The sequence below is a fragment of the Streptomyces mirabilis genome (assembly GCF_039503195.1).
Classification (GTDB): domain Bacteria; phylum Actinomycetota; class Actinomycetes; order Streptomycetales; family Streptomycetaceae; genus Streptomyces; species Streptomyces mirabilis_D.
This window is the reverse complement of record NZ_JBCJKP010000001.1, coordinates 262,063-281,470: the sequence shown is the minus strand read 5'-3', so window position 1 is coordinate 281,470 and position 19,408 is coordinate 262,063. Positions and strand designations below refer to the sequence as shown.

Sequence of the window (19,408 nt, the reverse complement as noted above, 5' to 3'; positions counted from 1 at the left end):
ACGCCGCTGCAAGCACGCTACGCCGCTACCTGCTGCCCTTCCGGACCTACAGTGTCTGGGCCGAGCACCGAGTGCGCAGTGAACAGCCCTCGTTGAAAGCCGTCGCCGAGGCCTGCGCAGCCCGGGTAGTCACCCTCCAGTACAACGAGCCCATCACAGCGGCAACCATCGCAGAGCACACCGCAGACTTCGAGCGCCGCTGGCACGCCGTCATCCGCCACCGCACCGACGCCGTTGCGCGATCACGCTGAACGAATGCGCCGTGCACAGCCCACCGCGATCACTGGGCAGTACCCATTGCTGCACCAAGGGCGGCCCGCATGCAGGCACTCCGCGTTGCTTCCGACACGACCGTCATCGGGCTAACGCTGCCCGACCTGGATACGCGGCGGGCGATCCGGGAACACTCGGATCCCACAGGTGCCGCCGACCAGGCCGTGTATCACCGGCCTGTCCTCCTGCACATCCACGGCAACGGACAGTCGATCGGACTCCAACAAAACCTGGCCGCACGGGTCCTGGCGAGCCCTTGGCGGGGAATGAGTCTGTACCCGCTGCACGGACCGGTCGCCATCGCCGGCCGTAGCCAGGACGGGGGAGTGGCACCACTGGACGATGACCTTGCGCAGCACGTTCGCGCTGTTGCGTAGACCGTCCGGGAGACGTTGATCGAGTGGCAGGCGCGGCACCCGGCAACCAGCGAGGCGGCCATCGCCGAGCTCCTCGCCTACGTCTTCCGTGACGTGACCGCTGACCGGTAGTGCGCACCGTGCACCGCATTGTCCGCAGCGGCCTGTTGAAGTTCACTCGCGGCTGCAGCGGCCGCGTTTGGTGAGGGCGTCCGTGTGGCGTGCAGGGTCACCTACCTGGACGCCCTATCCAGGGGGAAACCTCGATCGAGCCCAAATTCGACGGATGGCGCTGCCAGGTCCGGGCCAGATGCTGTCTCGTCGTCCGCGGTCATCAGGCGGCTCCTCCGGGCATGGGGACGACGTTGGTGGTGTCCACGGCCCGGCGAACGGCCTTGGCGAGGCTGACGGCATCGCCTACGGCCCAGTAGTGGACGAAGAACAGGCGTGGTTCGTCGGTGAGGTTGTGGTGGTGCACCTCGACGAGTTCGACCCCGCCGTGCCGCAGGGCCACGAGGACGGGCTGTACCTCCTGGGCGATCATGACCAGGTCACCGCTGAGGGCGGCCCTTCCGCCGCCGAGCGGTTGGAAGTTGACGGAGGTGGTGGTGCCGAGTCCCGGAGGCAGGATCACAGGGCCGTCGGCGACGGTCTCGCGGCGGACATAGGTGCACTTGTAGATCTCGCCGTCGGTGGTGCCCTTGACGCCCATGGCGGCGTCGATCGCGGCGGTGTCCAGGTCGACGGGCGGCGAGGAGGTGGCGGGTTCGGCGGGCGGGGTGCCGGTGCAGTCGAATGCGGCGCGCAGACCGCGGGCGACGGTGACCGGATTGTGTCCGTGGGCATGCAGATGAACCCACCAGACATCCGGCTCGTGGGCGAGCAGGTGCTTGTGGATGGCGGTCTGCATGATCCCGTGCTCCTGCAGGACGTCACCGAAGTGCTGCAGTTCGCACTCGGTGACCACGGCGTCGCCCATCAAAAGCGTGCTGTGGTCTGCGTACCGGACGAAGGACACGTGCGAGCCCAGAACGAGCGCGGGGTTGATCCGGATGCCGCGAGAGAAGACCGTGAGGTCCCAGCGCGGCAAGCCCGTGTGGTACATGAACCGCTTTATGTCACCGGGGCGGCCGAGAGCCTTGCCCACGTCCGCCCAGTCCGCCAGCTTGGTCATTACCGGTTTGACCAGGGCGCGGGCCTGCGGTCCGGGGACAGGGCGCGGGCCCCGGCAGGCACCCCGGTGAGTACGGGAGCAAGGGCGGCCGCGGCCAGCACGCGGCGCCGGGAGCGGGTGTCCTGCTGCCGATCGTCATCCATGTCCTATGCCTCCTGGCGCGATGGAAGCACAGGAGACCTTGTGGACCGCTGATCGGCACGGCCGCATGCGGCCAGGTGGGCTAACGGCGTTGTCGGCTATTGAAGATCGGGGCCAGAACCGTGTGGCTGAGAACCCGAACGGCTGACTGGGGATGGTGGTTCGGCTGCTGGTGAACGCCAATCTCGGGCAGGACCCGTCCGCATATCCTCCGGACATGGTTGATCAACGCTCGGTCGACGTCGGCGAGGTCCGGCTGGCTTATCAGACGTCGGGTCCTCCGGATGCTCCGCCACTCGTCCTGTTGCACGCGCTGGGCGAGGATGCCACCGGCTGGGAGGCGGTTGTGCCCGCCCTCGCCCGGCGTCGAAGGGTGTATGCCCTCGATCTTCGCGGTCACGGCCGAAGCGACTGGCCGGGGGTCTACTCACTTGAACTCATGCAGGCCGATATGCTCCGGTTCCTGGACGTACTGGGACTTGGACCAGTGGATCTAATCGGGCACTCCATGGGCGGGATGGTGGCCTACCTGCTCGCGGAGGACCATCCGCAGTGGGTGAGTCGGCTCGTCCTGGAGGATGTGCCGGTTCCCCGCCCCCGGGAGCCCAACACCCCGGCCAAGCCGGACGGCGCCTTGACCTTCGACTGGGAGATGGTGCTGGCCGTCAGGCGGCAGATCGACCAGCCCGATCCCAGGTGGCTGGAGCGACTCGGCCAGATCACCGCCGAGACCCTCGTGCTCGCCGGCGGCCCACAGAGTCATGTTCCCCAGGACGGTGTCGCCGAGCTCGCCCGCCGCATCCCTGGTGGGCGAGTGGTCACCATCCCGGTTGGACACCTGATCCACCACGCAGCGCCAGAGGCGTTCACCGAGGCGGTTTCGGCGTTCCTGGAGGAAAACTTCCCCCCTGCTCGCCAAGTATGAGCGCGGTCACAGGCCGTGACGTGTGGACGGCCACATGGGTTCTCCGAATGTGACCAAGGAGTGGGCCCGTGCAGCTTTGTCCCATCCTGCCTTTACAGGCGTCTCGCGTGTACATCTCGGCGGTTTGATCGAGGAGTTGGTCGGGCCGTGGCAGGCCTGGCGGGAATCGGCATTGCATCAGCGGCGGGGAGGGAAGCGTCGCCGTGCCGCTGGGGCCAGCCGCAAGCACGAGCTGGTGTTCACCGACCGAGTGCTGGTCGCGCTGGTCCACTTGCGCACTCAGCTCCCGCACGCCGCGCTCGCCGAGTTGTACGGGGTCGGCCGCACCACCGTCACCGAGGCCATCGGCGAGATCCGCCCGCTACTCGCCGACCGATCAGTGCGCCGCCGAAGAAGCCGAAGGAAGACGCCCCGCTCGGTGACCAGTACGCCTGGCGTGAGCAACGGCGCCCGCCAGTCCGCGGCGCGGATCTGCGTCGAACACGCCAACGCGGAGCACAAGCAGTGGCGCCCACTGCAGCGATTCCTTGGCCGCCGCGAGCACCACCCAGTCACGCACCGGGCCATCGCCGGCCTGGTCTCCGACCGAGCCGCCCAGCGGCCCACCCGCCGCAAACCGAGCACCGAACTCGTGCCCGTCAGCCCGATGACCTGCTAAATCACCCACCAGCCGAACTCTCAGGTCATCACGCCTCAACATCAATAGCCGACGACGTCGTAACTGGCTGCCGCCTATGGACCGCAGCTATACAGCAGCTCGCCGCCGAGCCATCGAGCCGCTCCCAACCTACGACGCCCGCGCCGCCCCGACTCCGTTGATAGGCAGGTGAAACCGGCGCGGAGTCCCGGGATGCGGATCCACGGCGGGTACTGACAGATCGTGCCGCCCTTCGACCTTCCCGTCCCCCTGGCGCTGTGCCGTTCCGTCGATCACGTCCTTGGCCATCCCCACACCGCCGCGATCGAGCCCAAGTTCGACGGATGGCGCTGCCAGGTCCTCGCTGGCGCGGGCCGGTTGTGGAGCCGCCACGTCACCGACCTGAGCGCCTCGTTCGCGGACATCGCCGAGGCGTCGCGCGCGCTGCCGGACTGCGTCCTGGACGGTGAGCTGGTGGCCGTCCTCGACAGCGGTGAGCTGGCGTTCGGAAAGCTGCAGTCTCGCTCCGGACGCGGCCCGCGGTCCCACGTGGGCTTCACGGTTCACCTGGCCGCCTTCGATGTCCTGGCCGTCGGTGACACGGACTGGCGGCCGAAGCCGTACTCGGAGCGCCGCGGGCGGCTGCTGGACCTGCTGGAGGGCGGACCGCCCGTGATCCGCCCGGTTCCGGTCACCGGCAGCGTCGCGACGGCCCTGGACTGGGTGGGCGCCCTGGGCGGCGTGGAGGGCATCGTGATGAAACCAACCGCCTCTACGTCGCAGGGCGCGGCTCGGGGTGGCTGAAGTGGCGGCAGATGCACACCAGCGAGGCCGCAGTCCTCGGAGTGAGCGGCCGTACTCCCGCAACGCAGTGCTTCATCCTCGGCCTGCCGCACCGCGGAGGCCAGATGCGGATGCGGGCCGTGGGAGTGAGCCTCCCCCTCGGCCAGGCGGTACGCCACGAGCTGCTCCCGCTGCTGCGGCCGGCCGGGGACACGGAGGCGGAGCTGCCCGGGACCGTGGGCGGACTGCCCGGTGCCGATCCGGTGTACTACCGGCCCGTGATCCCCGACGTGGTCGTGGAGATCGAGGCCGACCAGACCGGCCCCCGCGAGTTGGGGCGGTTCCGGCACCGCCCCCGCGTGCTGCGCGTCCGCGGCGACCTCACGGCCGACAACCTGCCCTGCGCTCCCTGAGCCGCAGGGCCGGCGGCTCCGTCCGTGAGTGCGCGGTCACCGCACCAGGCGGCAGGTGCGCCAGCCTCGCCCGTCGCGTGCCACCCCACGGCGCGGGCCTGGCGGCGCAGCTCCACGCGCGCCGCCGGTGGTCCGTCCCGGGCCGGACCAGTACGGGTGAAACAGCAGCCGGCCGGACAGGGTCTGCAGGCGGCGGCGCAGTGCGGTGGTGTGCACCGGGTGCGGCACGGCCAGCACCGCATACGTGAGCTGCCACTCCGCCTGGAGCTCGATCAGGTCAGGGGAGAAGGGTGCGTGCTCCATGCCCATGATTAGGCCACGTGTTCGATTTTCTGCCAAGTCGATGCGCTGGCCTGCCACCGGCGCCCGTGTCCTGTGCCATCGGATCTTGAGCGCGTGCCATCGAATCTTGACGGCCGCGAGTGCGTGTCACCGAAGATTGAGCGGTGAGGGCCAGGCGCCCTCCGGCGAGCCGCGTATGTAGTCAGGCGTGGCGGCCGGGTCTACCTGACCGGGCCTTCATCTTCTCCTGGCTGCGCGTCAGGCATCGGGTGTACTGAGGGCTCTCTGGGGGTGGGGCCGGGGCCACGCTAGGGGGGGCCATGAGTACGGTGAGGAGCCTGCTCAGGTCATCCGTGGATAGCGCCAGGCCCAGGGTCTGCACGATGCGCAGAGCACAGTCCCGGATGGACTGAGCGTCCTTCTCGGGCGCCGCCATGCTCCCAATCTCGTCACACACTCGGCTGAACTGTTCAGCGCTGATCATCGGTCGACTTATCGGTTGCGCCATGGTGCGCTCCTCCTGGAAGAGCGGGCGGTTCCACCCGCTCTTCCAGAAAGCGCTCAGCACACCCCAACGGCAACTGGAGAGAACCAGCGCGCAGGCGCTCGACCAAAGCCGCTCAGACTTCGTTGGCACGCGCTCAACGTGCACTGTCACAGGACAGCCCGCCGTGGCTCGTTGGACCGTGTGTGACGACCGCTGAGATGACCGACGTCCTCGAGTGGGACGCCCGCACGCTCCTCGAGGAGTACGACGGCGGGGGGCCCGGGTGCGGGGGAGCGTCTCCTCGCCGAAGGGCTGGCCCGGGCGCAGTGAAGAGGGTCGGCCTTCCGGGCCTCGCTGCGCGATGTCCCGGAGTCCGTGCGGGCCGGGCGCCGGATCGACGTCCTCGGTCCGGCGGCGGCAGTCCTGGAGCCCGCCGACCTGTCCGGGGTACGGCCGGCGCTACACGGGTTTCTTCGTCACGACATGGATCGCAGCGGGGGGTAGTTCGTCGTGATCCCCGGCGGCTGGAGCAGGGGCGGGAGTTCGGGGCCGGGGTCCTCGGTGACGACGACGCCGGCGGCCGCATGGTCGAAGCCGGCGGGCCAGCGGGTGAGGTTGCTGGCCAGGGCGTCGGTCAGGCGTGCCTGGAGTAGGTCGGCCGTGCTCAAGTCGGTGCCGCGCAGGTCTGCCAGGCGCAGGTCGGATCGGCGGAAGACCGCACCGCGCGCGTTGGCCTTGCGCAGGTTCGCCTCGCGCAGGTCGGCCTCGGTGAAGTCGGCGTCCCACAGGTCGGCCTCGGCCAGCCGCGCGCCGCGCAGGTCGGCCAGTGCGCAGCGGGCGCGGCGGAGGATTGCGGTCTTGAGGTCGGCGTGCCGCAGGTTGACCGAGACCAGGGATGCCTGGGTCAGGTTGGCGTGGTACAAGCCTGCCGCCTCCATGCAGGAGCGGTCGAGATTGACCTCGGGCAGCCACAGCCCGTCGCAGTCGGCCCGGCGCAAGTCGCTGGCGCTGAGATTGACCCAGGACTGCTCCCGGCGCCGGCACAGCACGCCGAGGCCGGTCAGCGCCACCTGTGAGTCGGCGGCACGGGCCTCCAGCGGTGCGATGTCGTTGATGGGCACGTCCGCCGCCGGCGCGTCCGGCCCGGTGGGCGGCCAGGGCAGGTGCGTGCGCAGATACGCGGCCTGGATGGAGATGACGGCCTCGCGGTCACGGGCGGACTGCTCCGCGACCCGCCACAGCGCGTGGAGCCCGCCGACGCGCACATCCAGCTTGTCACTGCCGAGCTGATCGACCGCCCGGCTGAACCGGTCGGTGACGTAGCCCTCCTGGGAAGCGCGCAAGCCATCCTGGCTGACCCGGAGTTGCCGCCACGTGGCGTAGGCGCCGAAGAGCACGACCAGGCCGCCGATCATCTGCAGAAGAGTGGTCCGGACATCGTTCACGGCCTTCAGTCGATCCTGCGGCACGACGGCTGCCCCGGCGAGATCGTGGTCGACCACCACACCCGGCAGAATGACGAACACGGTTCCCAGAACGGCCAGTCCCACCACCCCGGCCAGCAGCGGCACGACGGCACGACGACCGACCGGCCGCTCGCGCCACGGCCGCTGGCCATGGTCCTGCGCCCCCGTCTCCATGGGCACGGGAGCCTATGCGCACCTCAGGAGACGATCAAGAGGGACCAAGTGGAGCGGCAGTACTGGGGTGTTCTGTGCTCGTCGGCTGGTCAACCATACTCATCGGTACGCCCACGGCTGCTGAAGATCGACAGCGTGGAACGATGGTCGCCATGTCTGGTCAGGTCTGGGTGTCACTCATATCGTTGGGCGGCGTTGCGCTCGGTGGCGTGCTGTCCTTCCTCGTTCAGTTCGCTACGCAGCGGTCGGCGGAACGAACGGAACAGCGGCGGCAGCAGACCGAGTTGTCGGAGGCCCGGCGGGCGGAGCGGCTTGCGCTGCGGTTCGTCGAGGTGGGGGCCGAGGCGGAGCGCGCCGCCTTCAGCCGACCGCGCGAATGGGACGACACCAGCGCCTGGTTCCTCACGACCCAAGACGCCATGAACCGGCTGTGGGTCGCCGAGCGGCTGATCCGTATCCAGTTCCCCCTTCCTGTGCATGACGCAGCACGCAAGTACTTCCTCGACCTCAACCGGACCGTGTGGGAAGGCTTGCCCGACGGCGAGAGCGTGCGTGACTACCTGGAAGACAACAGGCTGGCCTTTCTCGACGCGGCCCGAGCAGTCATGGGATAGCCCGCTGCGGACCCCGAAGCTTCCTTACAGGACAGCCCGCAGCAGCCCGGTTGCGGCTTCGACAGTTTCTGTTCCTGGCAGCTGACCACTGCCTCCGCCACTGCCTTGGCCCCGGGTCCGGCTGCGCGGCGCAGGGCTGCGGAATCCGGGCCATGCCCGGACAGTGGCCACACGGGGGTGGACTGTCACCATCTGTGCCCTCTCCCGTACAGTCCGTGGTGCCAGTACTCCGTTACGGCCAAGCCCAGCGGTTGACCAGGAGAAAGAAACATGGACACCGAAGCCACTCTCGGCTCCCTTCCGTACGTTCCCGGAACGGGGCGGCCGGTCCCCGAAGCCGAGCCCCAACTCGTGGAGCAGTGGCGATCGGGAGGAGGCGAACTGGTCGAACTGCTGTCCCAGGTGCGCGAGCGGTTCGGCGGCATCGCCGCGTTCCGCCTCGGGCCGGCCCCCACCGTTCTCGTCACCGCCCCGCAGGCGGTCCAGTACGTACTCGCCCGGCACCCGGAGCGGTACGTCAAGCGCTCCCACCGCGCCCGAGTGCTGATCGGCGGCGGCGTCCTCGCCGCCACCGGTGAGGCATGGAAGCGCCAACGCCGCTTGCTGCAGTCCCAGTTCACCGGTACCGGGATGCGCCGCTACGAACAGCGGATCACCGAGGCCGCCCGGACCACCGCCGGGCGCTGGGACGGCTACGCCCGTACCGGGCAGACCTTCGACGTCGGGCAGGAGATGCGCCGCTTCGCCCTGGACGCCATCTGGCGCTCTCTTACCGGGCACCCCCTCGACGACGGGACCGAGCACGAACTGGCCGCCGTGGCCGCCGTGGCGACAGCCCTACCGACTCTGCCCGCTGACGTCACCGACGCCCAGGACGCCGTTGCCGCCGATCTCGCCCGGATCGACGCGGTCGCCCGGCACGCCATCGAGGCCGCTCGCAGCGGGGCGGCCGGCCCCGACGGCCCGGGCCTGCTCCACGTCCTGACCGACGCCGCCACCGAGCGCCCCGAGTACACCGACCAGCTGATCCGCGACGAGCTGGTCACGTTGCTCGTGGCCGGGCACGAGACCACCGCCACCACCCTGACCTGGCTCTACCTGCTCCTCGACCAGCACCCCGCCGCCCGCGAACAAGTGCTCGCCGCCGGCGGCGAAGGCTCAGCTGGGCGCCGCCAGGCCATCCAGGCTCTGGTCCACGAGACGCTCCGGCTCTACCCGTCCGCCTGGATCCTGCCCCGCCACGCCACCGAGGACGACACCCTTGCCGGCTACGCCGTCGAAGCGGGCACCGACCTCCTGATCTGCCCGTACCTCACGCACCGCGATCCCGAACTGTGGCCAGACCCAGAGCACTTCGACCCCCGGCGCTTCCTCACCCCGGACGGCCGACCTGCCCACCCGGGCGCCTACTTCCCCTTCGGTATCGGTCCCCGCGCCTGCCTCGGTCTGCAATTCGCGCTCCGCGAATCGACCGTCGTGCTCGAACACCTGCTTCCGGTCCACACCCCGGCCTTCTACTCCACCCCCACGAAGGCGGTATACGGCATCACCGTCCGCCCCGACGGCCCCACCCCCGCAACCTTGGTATCGCCACTCACCTGAAGCGGAACGGTACGGAGGATGGGCAGCGCATCCTCAGAAGGGATTGAAAGAGCCCAGCGGGGACCGGTACTACGCATAGTCATTGACAACGGAGTTGCGGATCCTAGATGCGTGGAGGGTCCGCGAATTCGTGAGCACTGGTTCCTGCGGAAACGCCGGAATCCGGTGCTCGATGCGCACTCGTCGTGTCGGTTCAGTTACGGCAGCTGTAGATAGCCACTGCTGAGCTTTTGATCATGGTGCGGTGTCGGCGTATGCGTGCCATCGGTGGTGGCAGAGGCGGGCGCGGAGTTGGTGGCGGCGCCAGGTGGACCACCACAGCAGGTGTTTGGGGTCTCGCCGGGGCGATGGAAGGATCAGGGCCCGTAGCAGGCGGAGGAGTTCGTGGCTGCTACGGGGGGCGAGGTCGGCCTCAGCAGGATCGTTCCGGCCAGTCTGGGCGGCGCGTTCGAGGGCGGTGGTGACGGCCAGGAAGGCGTAGGCGACCAGGGCGATCACGCTCCAGCGGTGCCAGGAGTTCCAGCAGGTGACCTGGCCTTTGTCGAGGTGGCAGACTTCTGTCTGCACGTCTTTGGCGTGGAGCCTGACGACCCCGAAGATGGGACCTGCCCGAATGGCTGTGACACGTACCGTATAAACGAGGCCCATAAGCCTGTTCCGCAGGCCGGGAACTGACTGCCGGGTCCGGCCTGGAGCTGGCCTGCGGGCGCCCGGTCTGCCGTAGCCGGACGCGGGCGGTGACCGGCGCCGTCGGCGGGCTCCTGGTCAGTCCGTGTGCTGCTGCGGTTCGGACTGCCCGGTGCCGTTCTCGGTGAGAGCCGTGCGCGCGGCCTGCAGCAGTTCTTCGGAGAGCGGGTTGCCCCGGGTGGCACGGGCGAGGACGAGGGCGCCGACCATCGTGCAGAGCTGGGCCATGCCGTCGTCGTCGCCGGTGGCCAGCCGGGCGGCGCGGTTGCGTACCCCGTTGATGTAGTCGTGGCGGGAGTGGGCGGCCTGGTCGGGGTCGCGTCCCAGGTCGGCGGCGAATCCGGAGACGGGGCAGCCGTCTCCGGGGTGATCGCGGTGCCAGACCGAGAGGTAGTCCTCGATCATCCTCCGTCGGGCGGCCTCGTGTTCCCCGGCGTGTTCTCTGGCATGTTCCTCAAGGGCCACCGCCGAGTGTGCTGCCTCCTTGCCGAAGGCGTGGGCGATGGCCTCGTCGACCAGGTCCTCCTTGGAGGCGAACTGCTTGTAGAACCCGCCATGGGTGAGTCCGGCGGCCTTCATCAGGTCGGCGACGCTGACCGTGGTGCCTTTCTCGCGGAACATCCAGGAGGCGGTGGCGACGACCCGCTGCCGGTTCTCTTGTGCTTGCGCCCGGGACACGCGACCCATGGATCCACTCTCCTCAGATGAATGTCGCTTGCCATCTATCCTAGACCTCTGTTTAGATTTGTAGCGACATCTATTTGATGCCGCTGGGATCACCCGGCAGGTCAGGCAGGGACTTGCGCTGCCTCCCGCCGTCTGAGGACGACGGCCTCCGCCCGGCAATCGCAGAACCATCGACAGCACTGGAGACCCTGTGGCATCGCCGCCCACCCCCGCCGAGTCCTCCACGCCCGGGGCGTCCACCCCACCCGCGCCGACTGCCCAGCGGCGTATCTCCGAGGCGGTCCACCGCCGGCGCTGGGCCATCCTGGCCGTGCTCGCGTGCAGCCTCCTGGTCGTGATGCTGGACAACTCGATCCTCAACGTGGCGACGAAGACCATCGCCCAGCCCGCTCCCACCGGACTCGGCTCCACCCAGAGCCAGCTGGAGTGGGCGGTCAACTCCTACACGCTGGTCTTCGCCGGACTGCTCTTCACCGCGGGTCTGCTCGGTGATCGGCTCGGCCGCAAGAAGGTGCTGCTCTTCGGCATGGCCGTGTTCGGTGTGGGATCCGTACTGTCCGCGCTGTCGGACTCCTCCGGGCAGCTCATCGCCTTCCGCGCCGTGATGGGCTTCGGCGGCGCCTTCATCCTGCCCGCCACCCTCGCGATCATCATGAACGTCTTCGAGCCCGCGGAGCAGCCCAAGGCCATCGGCATCTGGACCGGTGTGGTCGGCTTCGCCATCGCCGCCGGCCCCATCACCGGCGGCATCCTGCTGCAGCACTTCTGGTGGGGCTCGGTCTTCCTGGTCAATGTGCCGATCGTGGTCGCCGCGCTGGTCGCGATGGCCGCGATCGTCCCCGACTCCAAGGACCCCCGGCCCAACAGACTTGACCCCGTCGGCGTGCTGCTGTCGATCGTCGGTCTGGCGGTGCTGGTCTACGGCATCATCAAGGGCGGCCAGCTGGGCGACTTCACCCGGCCCGAGGCGTGGGCGACGATCCTGGGCGGCCTGGCGATCCTCGCCGGTTTCGTGGTGTACGAGGCCCGCAGCGGCCATCCGGCCCTCGACGTCACCTACTTCCGCAACCGGCGGTTCTCCGCGTCCGTCGCCGCCATCGGCCTGGTCTTCTTCGCCCTCATGGGCGTCACGTTCTTCAGCGTCTTCTACAACCAGAGCGTTCGGGGCTACAGCGTCCTGCAGTCCGGTCTGCTGGTGGTGCCGCTGGCCGTGTCCCAGATGTTCTTCGCCCCGCGGGCCCGGCTGGTCGTCGACCGCTTCGGTATCCGCGCCGTGTGTGCCAGCGGCCTCGTCCTGACCGCTGTGGCCTTCGCCGGCTTCCTGCTGCTCGGCCAGGACACCCCCATCTGGGTGCTGGAGGTGTTGTTCTTCCTGATGGGCACGGGTATGGCCCATGTGATGCCGCCCGCCACCGTCATGATCATGTCGTCGCTGCCGCGGGAGAAGGCCGGCTCCGGATCCGCGATCAACAACACCTTCCGGCAGGTCGGTGGGGCCATGGGGGTCGCCGTGCTGGGATCGCTGCTGTCCACCACTTACCGCAACGGCATCGACGGCCACCTGGGCGTACTGCCCGCCTCCGACCGGCACGCCGCAGGTGAATCCGTCCAGGCGACCCTGGCCGTCGCCGAGAAGCTGGGACCGGCCGGCAGGGCACTGGTGCGGCCCGCGCACGACGCCTTCATCCACGCCATGCACATCACCGCCATGGGGTCGGCGGCCGTCGCCCTGGTCGGCGCGGTCGTCGTGCTGCTTTTCCTGCCGGGCAAGAACCCCGCCCCGGCCGTCGGCAGTGCCAAGTCCCAGCGCCAGACCGCCTGAGCCGGCCCACTGCACCGGCCCACGCCACCACCGGCGGTGCGGGCCGGCCAAGCCGGACTCCGCTGCGCAACGGCGTGCTGCAGTTCTTGCGCGCCCGAGGGCACTGTCACGTTGACTGGCCGTCGCAACCTGACCAGGGCCGACACCAAGGCGGCCCCGTCGCCGGACCTGGCCGGGACCACGCCGATTCCCGTGGGGCTCACGGGGCGCCGCGGGTGACCGCGAAACTGCGACGCGGGGGCAGGCGGATCAATCGGAAGAAGGTCGAGCGGATCTCCCCGGCGAGCTCGTCCTCGGCCGCCTGGCGCACCTCGGCGGCGGGCCGCGCGGCAAGCCAGACGTAATACGCCGATCGCGCCACCTTCAACGCCCGGCACAGCAGACTCACGCCGTAGCCGCCGGGATTGTCCTCGGATGCCTTCTCCGCGTCGATGAACCGGTAGCGCGCGGTTACTTCGTCTTCTGCTGCGCGAAGAAGGCGGTCGCTTTTCCCAGCACCTCGATCGTCTGTTCCTGCTCGCGGACCTTGCGCCGCAGCCGGACCAGCTCCTCCCGCTCAGCGGTGGTCAACACCCCGGCCGGTCCCTCGCCCCGATCGATCCCGGCCTGCCTGACCCAGCCCCGCAGGCTCTCGGAACTCACCCCGAGCTCTCGCGCGCTGCGCAAATGCAGGGCGTGGCCGGTGATGCGACGGGAGGCGCTCCTTGAGGCCCAGGCGTCCGGTCGTGCGGGTCGGATTCCGGCACCCGCTTTGATCGGCTAAGGAATAGCGCAACAGAGTCGCCCGCCGGCCTCGGCACGCAGCGGCCGCGGCGTTCACGCAGCCGGGAGTCCTGCTGAGCCATCCACCGCGACGCCAACTCGGCGCTGGGAAACCCAAGTCGGCGCTGGGAAATACCCGTGCAGATACGATGCGAGACAGCCGTACGGGCAAAGGATCGCTTCACAACCATCCAACCCATACGGCTCTCCTCACGTTCCCGACGCTCACGCCAATCTTCTGCGTCAAGCGAGAGTCCATCACTTCTTGTGGATCAGGCGTGCACAATGGGTGACCCACCTTCCTCCCCGTGGACGCGTTTGCGGGAGGTGGCTTCCTGCTGCGGTCACCGTGGCAGGCCAGAGCGGTCGCCTTGCCGTTCCCTCGCCGGGGCGGCCGCCTACCGTCCCGGCGGCCCTACCAGCGCATGCGGAGAGCGTCGAGTTCCGCGCGGCGCTCGAGAGTGAGTTTCGAGGCCCCTGCGGCGGGTGTTGTCGAGGAACCCACCCAGTTTGACCGGGACGCCCCCGATGTCTTCGACTTGCTTGCGCGGCACGTTCAAGTGCCCCTCGCGGGCGTGGAACTGACGAGCCGCAGTGAGATGGCCGGCCCACCGGTCGGCTTGCGTGCGGCGTGCAGGCGGCTGCTCCGCCTCGCCGGCGGGCTCAAGTCCCAGGGCGCTGTCGAGCATCCACTGCTGCGCGGGCGTCAGCGCATCCCAGCCGACCCACTGCGCCATCGTCCAGGCTCCGAGGTCGTCGCCCTGCACGAGCACCTCGCCCGCCCGTACGGGCAGCGCCCCGCCGGCCGGAGGTGGAAGCCCCGCTGCCAGTCGATTCCCCAGGCAGGGCACCACGCCGGATCGATCCCGTCCAACGCGTCCGTACGGCTCTCCGGCAGTTCCCCGGCACCGGGCCCCCTACATCGCCAGTTGCGCGCCGTTCAGGTCGGTGACCGCTGTTGCCAGACGGAGGTGAGCGCTGCGACGGGGTCGGTGTCGGCTGGTGCCGCGGGCCACCATTCGCCGTCGTCGTCCTGGAGGTAGGGGTACCAGCGGGCGTCGGGGCCCAGACGCAGCTGGATGCCCTGGCCGGGGAGGGTGAGGCGGTTGCGCCAGGCCCTGAGGGGGACAGGGGTGGTGGCCATCTCGGCGAGGGTCGTGGTCAGGGCGGTGCGGGCGGCCGCTATCACCGCTGGGTCGGGGGTGTGGGGTTGTTCGGCGACGGTGAGGCCGGTGGGACCGCCGTGGCGCCAGGCGCGGACGAGGCGGGCGAACGCGGTCGGTTTGGTGCCGGTGTTCTGGATCAGGTTATGGAACCACTCGGGTCCGGGGCTGCTCACGGCGATCCGTACGGCGTCCTGGTGCTGGGTCAGGTGCAGGCAAGTGGTGTCGCCGGACAACAGCTGCGTTGTGCGTGCCGCTGCGTCGGCCATGAGCCGTTCCAGGTCTGTGAGGGACAGGCCGCTGTCGGACGGTGGGGGGACCGGCAGGGCGGCGGCGTGGGGGGATGGTGCGGGGAGGTCGGGCAGCTTGGGGGTGTGTTCGGCCCAGGCGGCGTAGGCGCTGGCGGCGGGGATCCCGGCCGGGGCTGGCGGGGTGTCCGTCGCCGGGCTCGTGGTGCGGCGTGCGCGCAGTTGGGCGAGGACCTCCTCGCGGCTGCGACCGCGCAGCGCGAAGAGCACGAACGGGTCGGTGTCGATGGTCGCGGCGATGGCGTAGCAGAGCGCGGCGGCGTGCTTGCAGGGGTATCCCCAGTCGGGGCAGGAGCAGTCCGGGTCGAGTTCGGTGGGCTGCGGCAGCAGTGGGACGCCTGCCTGGCGGGCGGCGTCGACGAGTTGGGCGGGCATCTCGCCGTCGAGGAGCGCGGCGAGATGCCCGGCACGGGCCGCGACGGCATCCAGCAGTGTGTCCCACTGGGCGTCGGTGAGGACGGGCAGGTGGACCGAGGATCGGTAGGGGCGCGGCTGGCTGCCCTGGACAGAGGCCTTGATATGGCCGGGGGCGATGGTGGTCGGGCCGACCATGCCCTTGCGGGCGTAGGTGCGTCCGCGGGACAGACGCCCGGCGTCGAGAGTGGAGTCCTCCAGGGCGGTTACCCATGCCTGGCCCCACCAGGTCGCGGCGAAGGCGTGCCTGCCGCGGGCGGGCGCACGGCGCTGGCCGGGCAGCGAGGGGCTCATGACTGCCTCCCCAGGGCGACGAGTTCGGCGAGGTCGGCGTCGGACAGTTCGGTCAGGGCGGCCTCGCCGGAGCCGACGACGGCGTCGGCGAGCGCGCGCTTGGATTCCAGCAGCTTGGCCACCTTGTCCTCCACGGTGCCCTCCGCGAGGAGCTTGTGGACCTGGACGGGTTTGTCCTGGCCGATGCGGTAGGCGCGGTCGGTGGCTTGGTCCTCGACGGCAGGGTTCCACCAGCGGTCGTAGTGCACGACGTGGGTGGCGCGGGTGAGGTTGAGGCCGGTGCCTGCCGCTTTCAGTGACAGCAGGAATACCGGTACTTCACCGTGCTGGAAGCGGTCCACCATGTCCTCGCGTTGCGCGACGGGGGTGCCGCCGTGCAGGAGGAGGGTGGGGATGCCGCCTTCGGCGAGGTGTTTTTCCAGGAGGGCTGCCATCTTCGTGTACTGGGTGAAGACCAGGACCGACTCGCCCTCGGCGGTGATCGTGTCGATCAGCTCGTCGAGCAGGTCCAGTTTGCCGCTGCGGCCACGCAGCGGCGTGGACTGGCGCAGGTACTGGGCCGGGTGGTTGCAGATCTGCTTCAGTGCGGTGAGCAGCTTCAGCACCAGGCCGCGCCGGGCGATGCCCTCGGACTCCTCGATTTTCGCCATGGTCTCGCGGACCACCGCCTCGTACAGGCTGGTCTGCTCGGCCGTCAGCGACACGACGCGGTCGGTCTCGGTCTTGGCCGGCAGTTCGGGCGCGATCCCCGGGTCGGACTTCCTGCGGCGCAGCAGGAAGGGACGGACGAGACGGGACAGGCGCTCGGCGGCCTCGGGGTCCTCGCCCGTCTCGACCGGGCGGGCGTGCCGGTCGCGGAAGGTGGAGAGCGGGCCGAGGAGTCCGGGGGTGGTCCAGTCGAGCAGCGCCCACAGTTCGGAGAGGTTGTTCTCCACCGGGGTGCCGGTGAGGGCGACGCGGGCGAGGGCGGGCAGGGCGCGCAGCTCGCGGGCGGTGACGGCGTAGGGGTTCTTGACGTGCTGGGCCTCGTCGGCGGCGAGAAGCGACCAGGCCGTCTCGGCGAGGGCTTCGCGGTCGCGGCGCAGCACCCCGTAGGTGACCAGGACGATTTCATCGCCGGCCAGGTCGCCGAGGTGGCGGCTGCCGCCGTGGTAGCGGCGCACGGGCGTGGACGGCGCGAACCTGGCCGCCTCGCGCTGCCAGTTGCCGAGCAGGGAGGCGGGGCACACGACAAGGGTGGGGCCCGCGGTGGCGGGGTCGGTCTGGCGGTGCAGATGCAAGGCGAGGAGGGTGATGGTCTTGCCCAGGCCCATGTCGTCGGCGAGGCAGCCGCCGAGGCCGAGCTCGCACATCTCGGCCAGCCAGGCAAGGCCCCGCTTCTGGTAGTCACGCAATGTGGCCTTGAGCGCGGCCGGCTGCTCGGCAGGGGTACGGGATTCGGGATCGCGGATACGAGCGACGAGGTCGCCGAACTGTCCGACCGCCGCGCAGGGGATCGGCTCGCCCTCCCTTTCCACCTCGCCGGTCAGCGCGGCGCTCAGCGCCTCCATGGGGGTGAGCGGTTGCATCCGGCGGCGTCTGGCGCGGGCCACCAGCTTCGGGTCGGCGACCACCCACTGGTCACGCAGCCGGACGAGGGGGCGGCGGGCCTCGGCGAGGGCGTCCATCTCGGCGTCGGTGAGCGGCTCGCCGCCGAGCGAGATCTGCCAACGGAAGTCGAGGAGGGCGTCGGCGTCGAGAAGACCGCCGGCGCTGGAGCCGGGGGCGGTGCGCTGCCCGATCTCCCCGGTCGCGGTGAGTGCCTTGACCAGCTCGCGCGGCCAGTGCACGTCGATACCGGTCGCGCGCAGCGCGTCGGTAGCGTCGCCCAGCAGGTCGAAGGCTTCGTCGTCGGTCAGCCGGAGTTCCTCGGGGGCGGCGTCTTTCAGCAGCCGCTGCAGCGGGGGCCAGACACGAGCACCGTGGCGCAGCGCGAGCAGCGTCTCGGTCTCGGCACGCGGACCGAGCAGCCGCTCGACCTCGGCCGGCTCGCTCCACAGCCGTGCCGCCTGGACGAGGAGTGCTGGATCCGCCGCGGTGTGCAACTGCAGGACGGCCCTGAACTGCCGGCGCCGCCCCTCGGGCAGGTCGACGCGCAGCGAGACACCGACCTCGGCGGTGAGCGCAGCGGTGGTCTCTTCGGACCACTCGCGCAGGGCGGGCACGGCACGCACCTCACGCCAGGCGTACGGCAGTGCTCCCACGGCGAGTGACGCGGCCGGGGTACGGACCAGGTCGTCGGCGACCGCGTCGCAGAACTGGCGTACCAGGGCCGCCGGTTCGGCGATCCGCAGCGGTGGCGGACCCGGTTCCGGCAGGCAGTGGGCGTGCGGCGGGAACGCGGCGGCCAGGGAGTCCAGCGTCTGCCGCTGGGCGGCGGTGAAGGGGCCCGCCTGCCAGGTGTCGTAACCGGCGGGGGTGAGGGCCGGGTGGAGGCGGCCGTCGGCGAGCAGCCGCAGCGCGAACCGGGCGGCGGCCTGCCAGGCGATGGCGGACGGATGCGGCGGCCGCGCCCCCTGCAGGGCAGAAACGGCGACAGCGACGGGCAGCGCGTAACCCTCCACCCTGCGCCGTCTGACCGTGCGGCCGTGCGGCAGCACCAGTTCCACCGAGTCGGTCTCCACCCTCGGACGCATGCCATTGTCCTCGGCGACCGCCCCGGCAGGCTGCCAGAGCAGCACACGCCCGAGACGGGCCGGCTCTCCGGGCAGGAACACCGCCGCCCAGCCCCCATCGAGCAGCCCCCGTGCCCAAGTGGCAGCCTCGGGGGCGGCCAGCGACGGTGTGCTCGTCGTGCCCGTGCCCGGTTCTCGTACGACGATCCGTGCCACGCTCTTCCGCTCCATCGCCATCCGGGGCGGTCCTCACCGCACACGCCCACTACCGGACTTCACCACGCACTGTCACCCACCGGCAAGTTCGGGCCATACCGTCACGGTGGGGAGGAGATTTTACCGGCCGCGGGCCCGTAGAGGTCGGGCGGATGGGGACACCCCGCGAGCCAGGGCGGTCGCTGAGTCAGTGCTCATGGTCACCCGGATTTGCTCGGACAGTGCTCATGAGCACGCGGAATTGCTCAGATCGTGGACCCTGCATTGCGCACCGCCGTATCCGGGCCTTTGAGCAGTTCGTTGATAAGCAGTTCGGTCTCGATCTCTAGTGAGCAGTCCAAAGCGCGGTTGACCTGTTGGACGCGGGTGATGGCGGTGTGGAGGCCCTGTCGGTTTCCGGCGGCGTGCTCGATTCGCATCCAGTCCCGGTACAGCAGCTCTGCCGCGTCGTCCACGTCGAGACCGGTCGCGACGGCCTGTCGGGCCGCGCTGAGGTAGTGGTGCGGACCCGCGGGGGTGCGGTAAGTGGCCACGGTGTGCGCCACGTCGATGATCCGGGTGATCATCTCCTGCTGGTAGGGCTCGGCCCAGGGCAGGGGCCTGCCTCCAAACGGCCGGCCCCGCACCAGAGCGAGCGCTCTCTCCAGGCCTGGCAGGCCGGCCGGGCCCGGGGGCAGGGCGCGTCGGCGAGTTGAAGGAAGCGAGTCCAGTCGCAGCGCACGCCGGGGCACAGCCGGTAGGGGTCCTCGCCGGACTTGCGGCGCGGCACGTAGGGGTGGCCGGCGGGATCGCTGCCCAGGGAGCGGCGCAGCCCCTGCAGCCGGGCATTGAGGGTGCTCGCCGACCAGGGGCTGACAGGATCCATGTCAGCGCACAGCACGTCCGCGCTGCGCCCGGGCCGGAAGTACAGCAGCGCGGCGAGCTGGGCGATCCGCGGGCCGTGGCCGGTGCTGTCCACGCCCGTCACCTCGACCGGGCCCAGGACCCGGATCTCCGGCGCGTGCAGGTCGTGCGCCTCGCTCTCCTCAACCTCCTGCGCCGTGCTCTCCTCGCCGGAGTTCTCGCCCCCGTCCG

The 19,408-nt window shown here is 70.1% G+C and carries 18 protein-coding genes and 1 pseudogene; 7 read left to right on the top strand and 12 right to left on the bottom strand.

Features of this window, described 5'->3' with window-relative positions; all coding sequences use genetic code 11:
• Positions 1–963: 963 nt before the first annotated feature.
• Both AAFF41_RS01490 and AAFF41_RS01485 read right to left on the bottom strand, forming a co-directional pair.
• Entirely contained in the window at positions 964–1,803 is an 840-nt protein-coding gene (locus AAFF41_RS01490) for a DUF1259 domain-containing protein (protein WP_343323291.1), read from the bottom strand.
• Positions 1,803–1,946, bottom strand: a complete 144-nt coding sequence (locus AAFF41_RS01485) for a hypothetical protein (protein WP_343323290.1) — start codon at positions 1,944–1,946, stop codon at positions 1,803–1,805. Before AAFF41_RS01485 ends, AAFF41_RS01490 begins: the two co-directional genes overlap by 1 nt.
• A gap of 170 nt (positions 1,947–2,116) precedes the next feature.
• On the opposite strand from AAFF41_RS01485, the gene AAFF41_RS01480 reads away from it, so the two are divergent.
• The 4 genes from AAFF41_RS01480 to AAFF41_RS01465 all read left to right on the top strand — a co-directional run bounded on the left by AAFF41_RS01480 (position 2,117) and on the right by AAFF41_RS01465 (position 4,702).
• On the top strand, positions 2,117–2,869 hold the full coding sequence (locus tag AAFF41_RS01480; RefSeq protein WP_343323289.1) for an alpha/beta fold hydrolase: 753 nt from the start codon (positions 2,117–2,119) through the stop codon (positions 2,867–2,869).
• A 235-nt stretch (positions 2,870–3,104) separates the two neighbouring features.
• On the top strand, positions 3,105–3,527 hold the full coding sequence (locus AAFF41_RS01475) for a transposase family protein (RefSeq protein ID WP_319754238.1): 423 nt from the start codon (positions 3,105–3,107) through the stop codon (positions 3,525–3,527).
• A 222-nt stretch (positions 3,528–3,749) separates the two neighbouring features.
• The gene (locus AAFF41_RS01470) at positions 3,750–4,310 is read left to right on the top strand and encodes an ATP-dependent DNA ligase (RefSeq protein WP_343323288.1); all 561 of its coding nucleotides are present in this window, start codon (positions 3,750–3,752) and stop codon (positions 4,308–4,310) included.
• Between the two features lie 11 nt (positions 4,311–4,321).
• Complete coding sequence (locus AAFF41_RS01465; protein WP_343323287.1) at positions 4,322–4,702, top strand: hypothetical protein; 381 nt, start codon at positions 4,322–4,324, stop codon at positions 4,700–4,702.
• A 36-nt stretch (positions 4,703–4,738) separates the two neighbouring features.
• Here AAFF41_RS01465 and AAFF41_RS01460 read toward each other — a convergent pair whose 3' ends face one another.
• Together AAFF41_RS01460 and AAFF41_RS01455 are read right to left on the bottom strand one after the other, a co-directional pair.
• A complete protein-coding gene (locus AAFF41_RS01460) occupies positions 4,739–5,005 on the bottom strand; it encodes a hypothetical protein (protein WP_343323286.1) in 267 nt (88 codons plus the stop codon).
• Between the two features lie 942 nt (positions 5,006–5,947).
• Positions 5,948–7,111: a pentapeptide repeat-containing protein gene (locus AAFF41_RS01455; RefSeq protein ID WP_343326232.1), complete on the bottom strand. Its 1,164-nt coding sequence runs from the start codon at positions 7,109–7,111 to the stop codon at positions 5,948–5,950.
• A gap of 143 nt (positions 7,112–7,254) precedes the next feature.
• Here AAFF41_RS01455 and AAFF41_RS01450 point away from each other — a divergent pair, with 143 nt between their 5' ends.
• The gene (locus tag AAFF41_RS01450) at positions 7,255–7,725 is read left to right on the top strand and encodes a hypothetical protein (protein WP_343323285.1); all 471 of its coding nucleotides are present in this window, start codon (positions 7,255–7,257) and stop codon (positions 7,723–7,725) included.
• A gap of 270 nt (positions 7,726–7,995) precedes the next feature.
• Positions 7,996–9,327 carry a cytochrome P450 gene (locus AAFF41_RS01445; protein WP_319754242.1) on the top strand — a complete coding sequence of 444 codons (1,332 nt, stop codon included), beginning with the start codon at positions 7,996–7,998 and terminating at the stop codon, positions 9,325–9,327.
• 234 nt (positions 9,328–9,561) lie between these two features.
• Here the strand turns inward: AAFF41_RS01445 and AAFF41_RS01440 are convergent, their stop codons facing one another.
• Entirely contained in the window at positions 9,562–9,894 is a 333-nt protein-coding gene (locus tag AAFF41_RS01440) for a hypothetical protein (RefSeq protein WP_319754243.1), read from the bottom strand.
• Positions 9,895–10,092: 198 nt separating this feature from the next.
• Entirely contained in the window at positions 10,093–10,701 is a 609-nt protein-coding gene (locus tag AAFF41_RS01435) for a TetR/AcrR family transcriptional regulator (RefSeq protein ID WP_343323284.1), read from the bottom strand.
• A 190-nt stretch (positions 10,702–10,891) separates the two neighbouring features.
• Between AAFF41_RS01435 and AAFF41_RS01430 the strand changes: the two genes are divergently transcribed.
• Positions 10,892–12,523 (top strand): MFS transporter, encoded by a 1,632-nt coding sequence (locus AAFF41_RS01430; protein ID WP_415926067.1) that lies wholly within the window; start codon positions 10,892–10,894, stop codon positions 12,521–12,523.
• 199 nt (positions 12,524–12,722) lie between these two features.
• Here AAFF41_RS01430 and AAFF41_RS01425 read toward each other — a convergent pair whose 3' ends face one another.
• The 6 genes and pseudogenes from AAFF41_RS01425 to AAFF41_RS01400 form a co-directional block, all read right to left on the bottom strand.
• Positions 12,723–12,911, bottom strand: coding sequence for a hypothetical protein (locus tag AAFF41_RS01425; RefSeq protein WP_319754245.1), 189 nt, complete (start codon positions 12,909–12,911; stop codon positions 12,723–12,725).
• 62 nt (positions 12,912–12,973) lie between these two features.
• Positions 12,974–13,189 (bottom strand): transposase, encoded by a 216-nt coding sequence (locus tag AAFF41_RS01420; RefSeq protein ID WP_343323283.1) that lies wholly within the window; start codon positions 13,187–13,189, stop codon positions 12,974–12,976.
• Positions 13,190–13,683: 494 nt separating this feature from the next.
• Positions 13,684–13,974, bottom strand: coding sequence for a helicase associated domain-containing protein (locus tag AAFF41_RS01415; protein ID WP_343326231.1), 291 nt, complete (start codon positions 13,972–13,974; stop codon positions 13,684–13,686).
• 251 nt (positions 13,975–14,225) lie between these two features.
• Positions 14,226–15,464 carry an SWIM zinc finger family protein gene (locus AAFF41_RS01410; RefSeq protein WP_343323282.1) on the bottom strand — a complete coding sequence of 413 codons (1,239 nt, stop codon included), beginning with the start codon at positions 15,462–15,464 and terminating at the stop codon, positions 14,226–14,228.
• Positions 15,461–18,349, bottom strand: coding sequence for a DEAD/DEAH box helicase (locus tag AAFF41_RS01405; RefSeq protein WP_319754251.1), 2,889 nt, complete (start codon positions 18,347–18,349; stop codon positions 15,461–15,463). The genes AAFF41_RS01410 and AAFF41_RS01405 overlap by 4 nt, the downstream gene beginning before the upstream one ends.
• Positions 18,350–18,579: 230 nt before the next feature.
• Positions 18,580–19,352, bottom strand: a pseudogene (locus AAFF41_RS01400) (bacterial transcriptional activator domain-containing protein); the annotation flags it as partial.
• Positions 19,353–19,408: the final 56 nt, after the last annotated feature.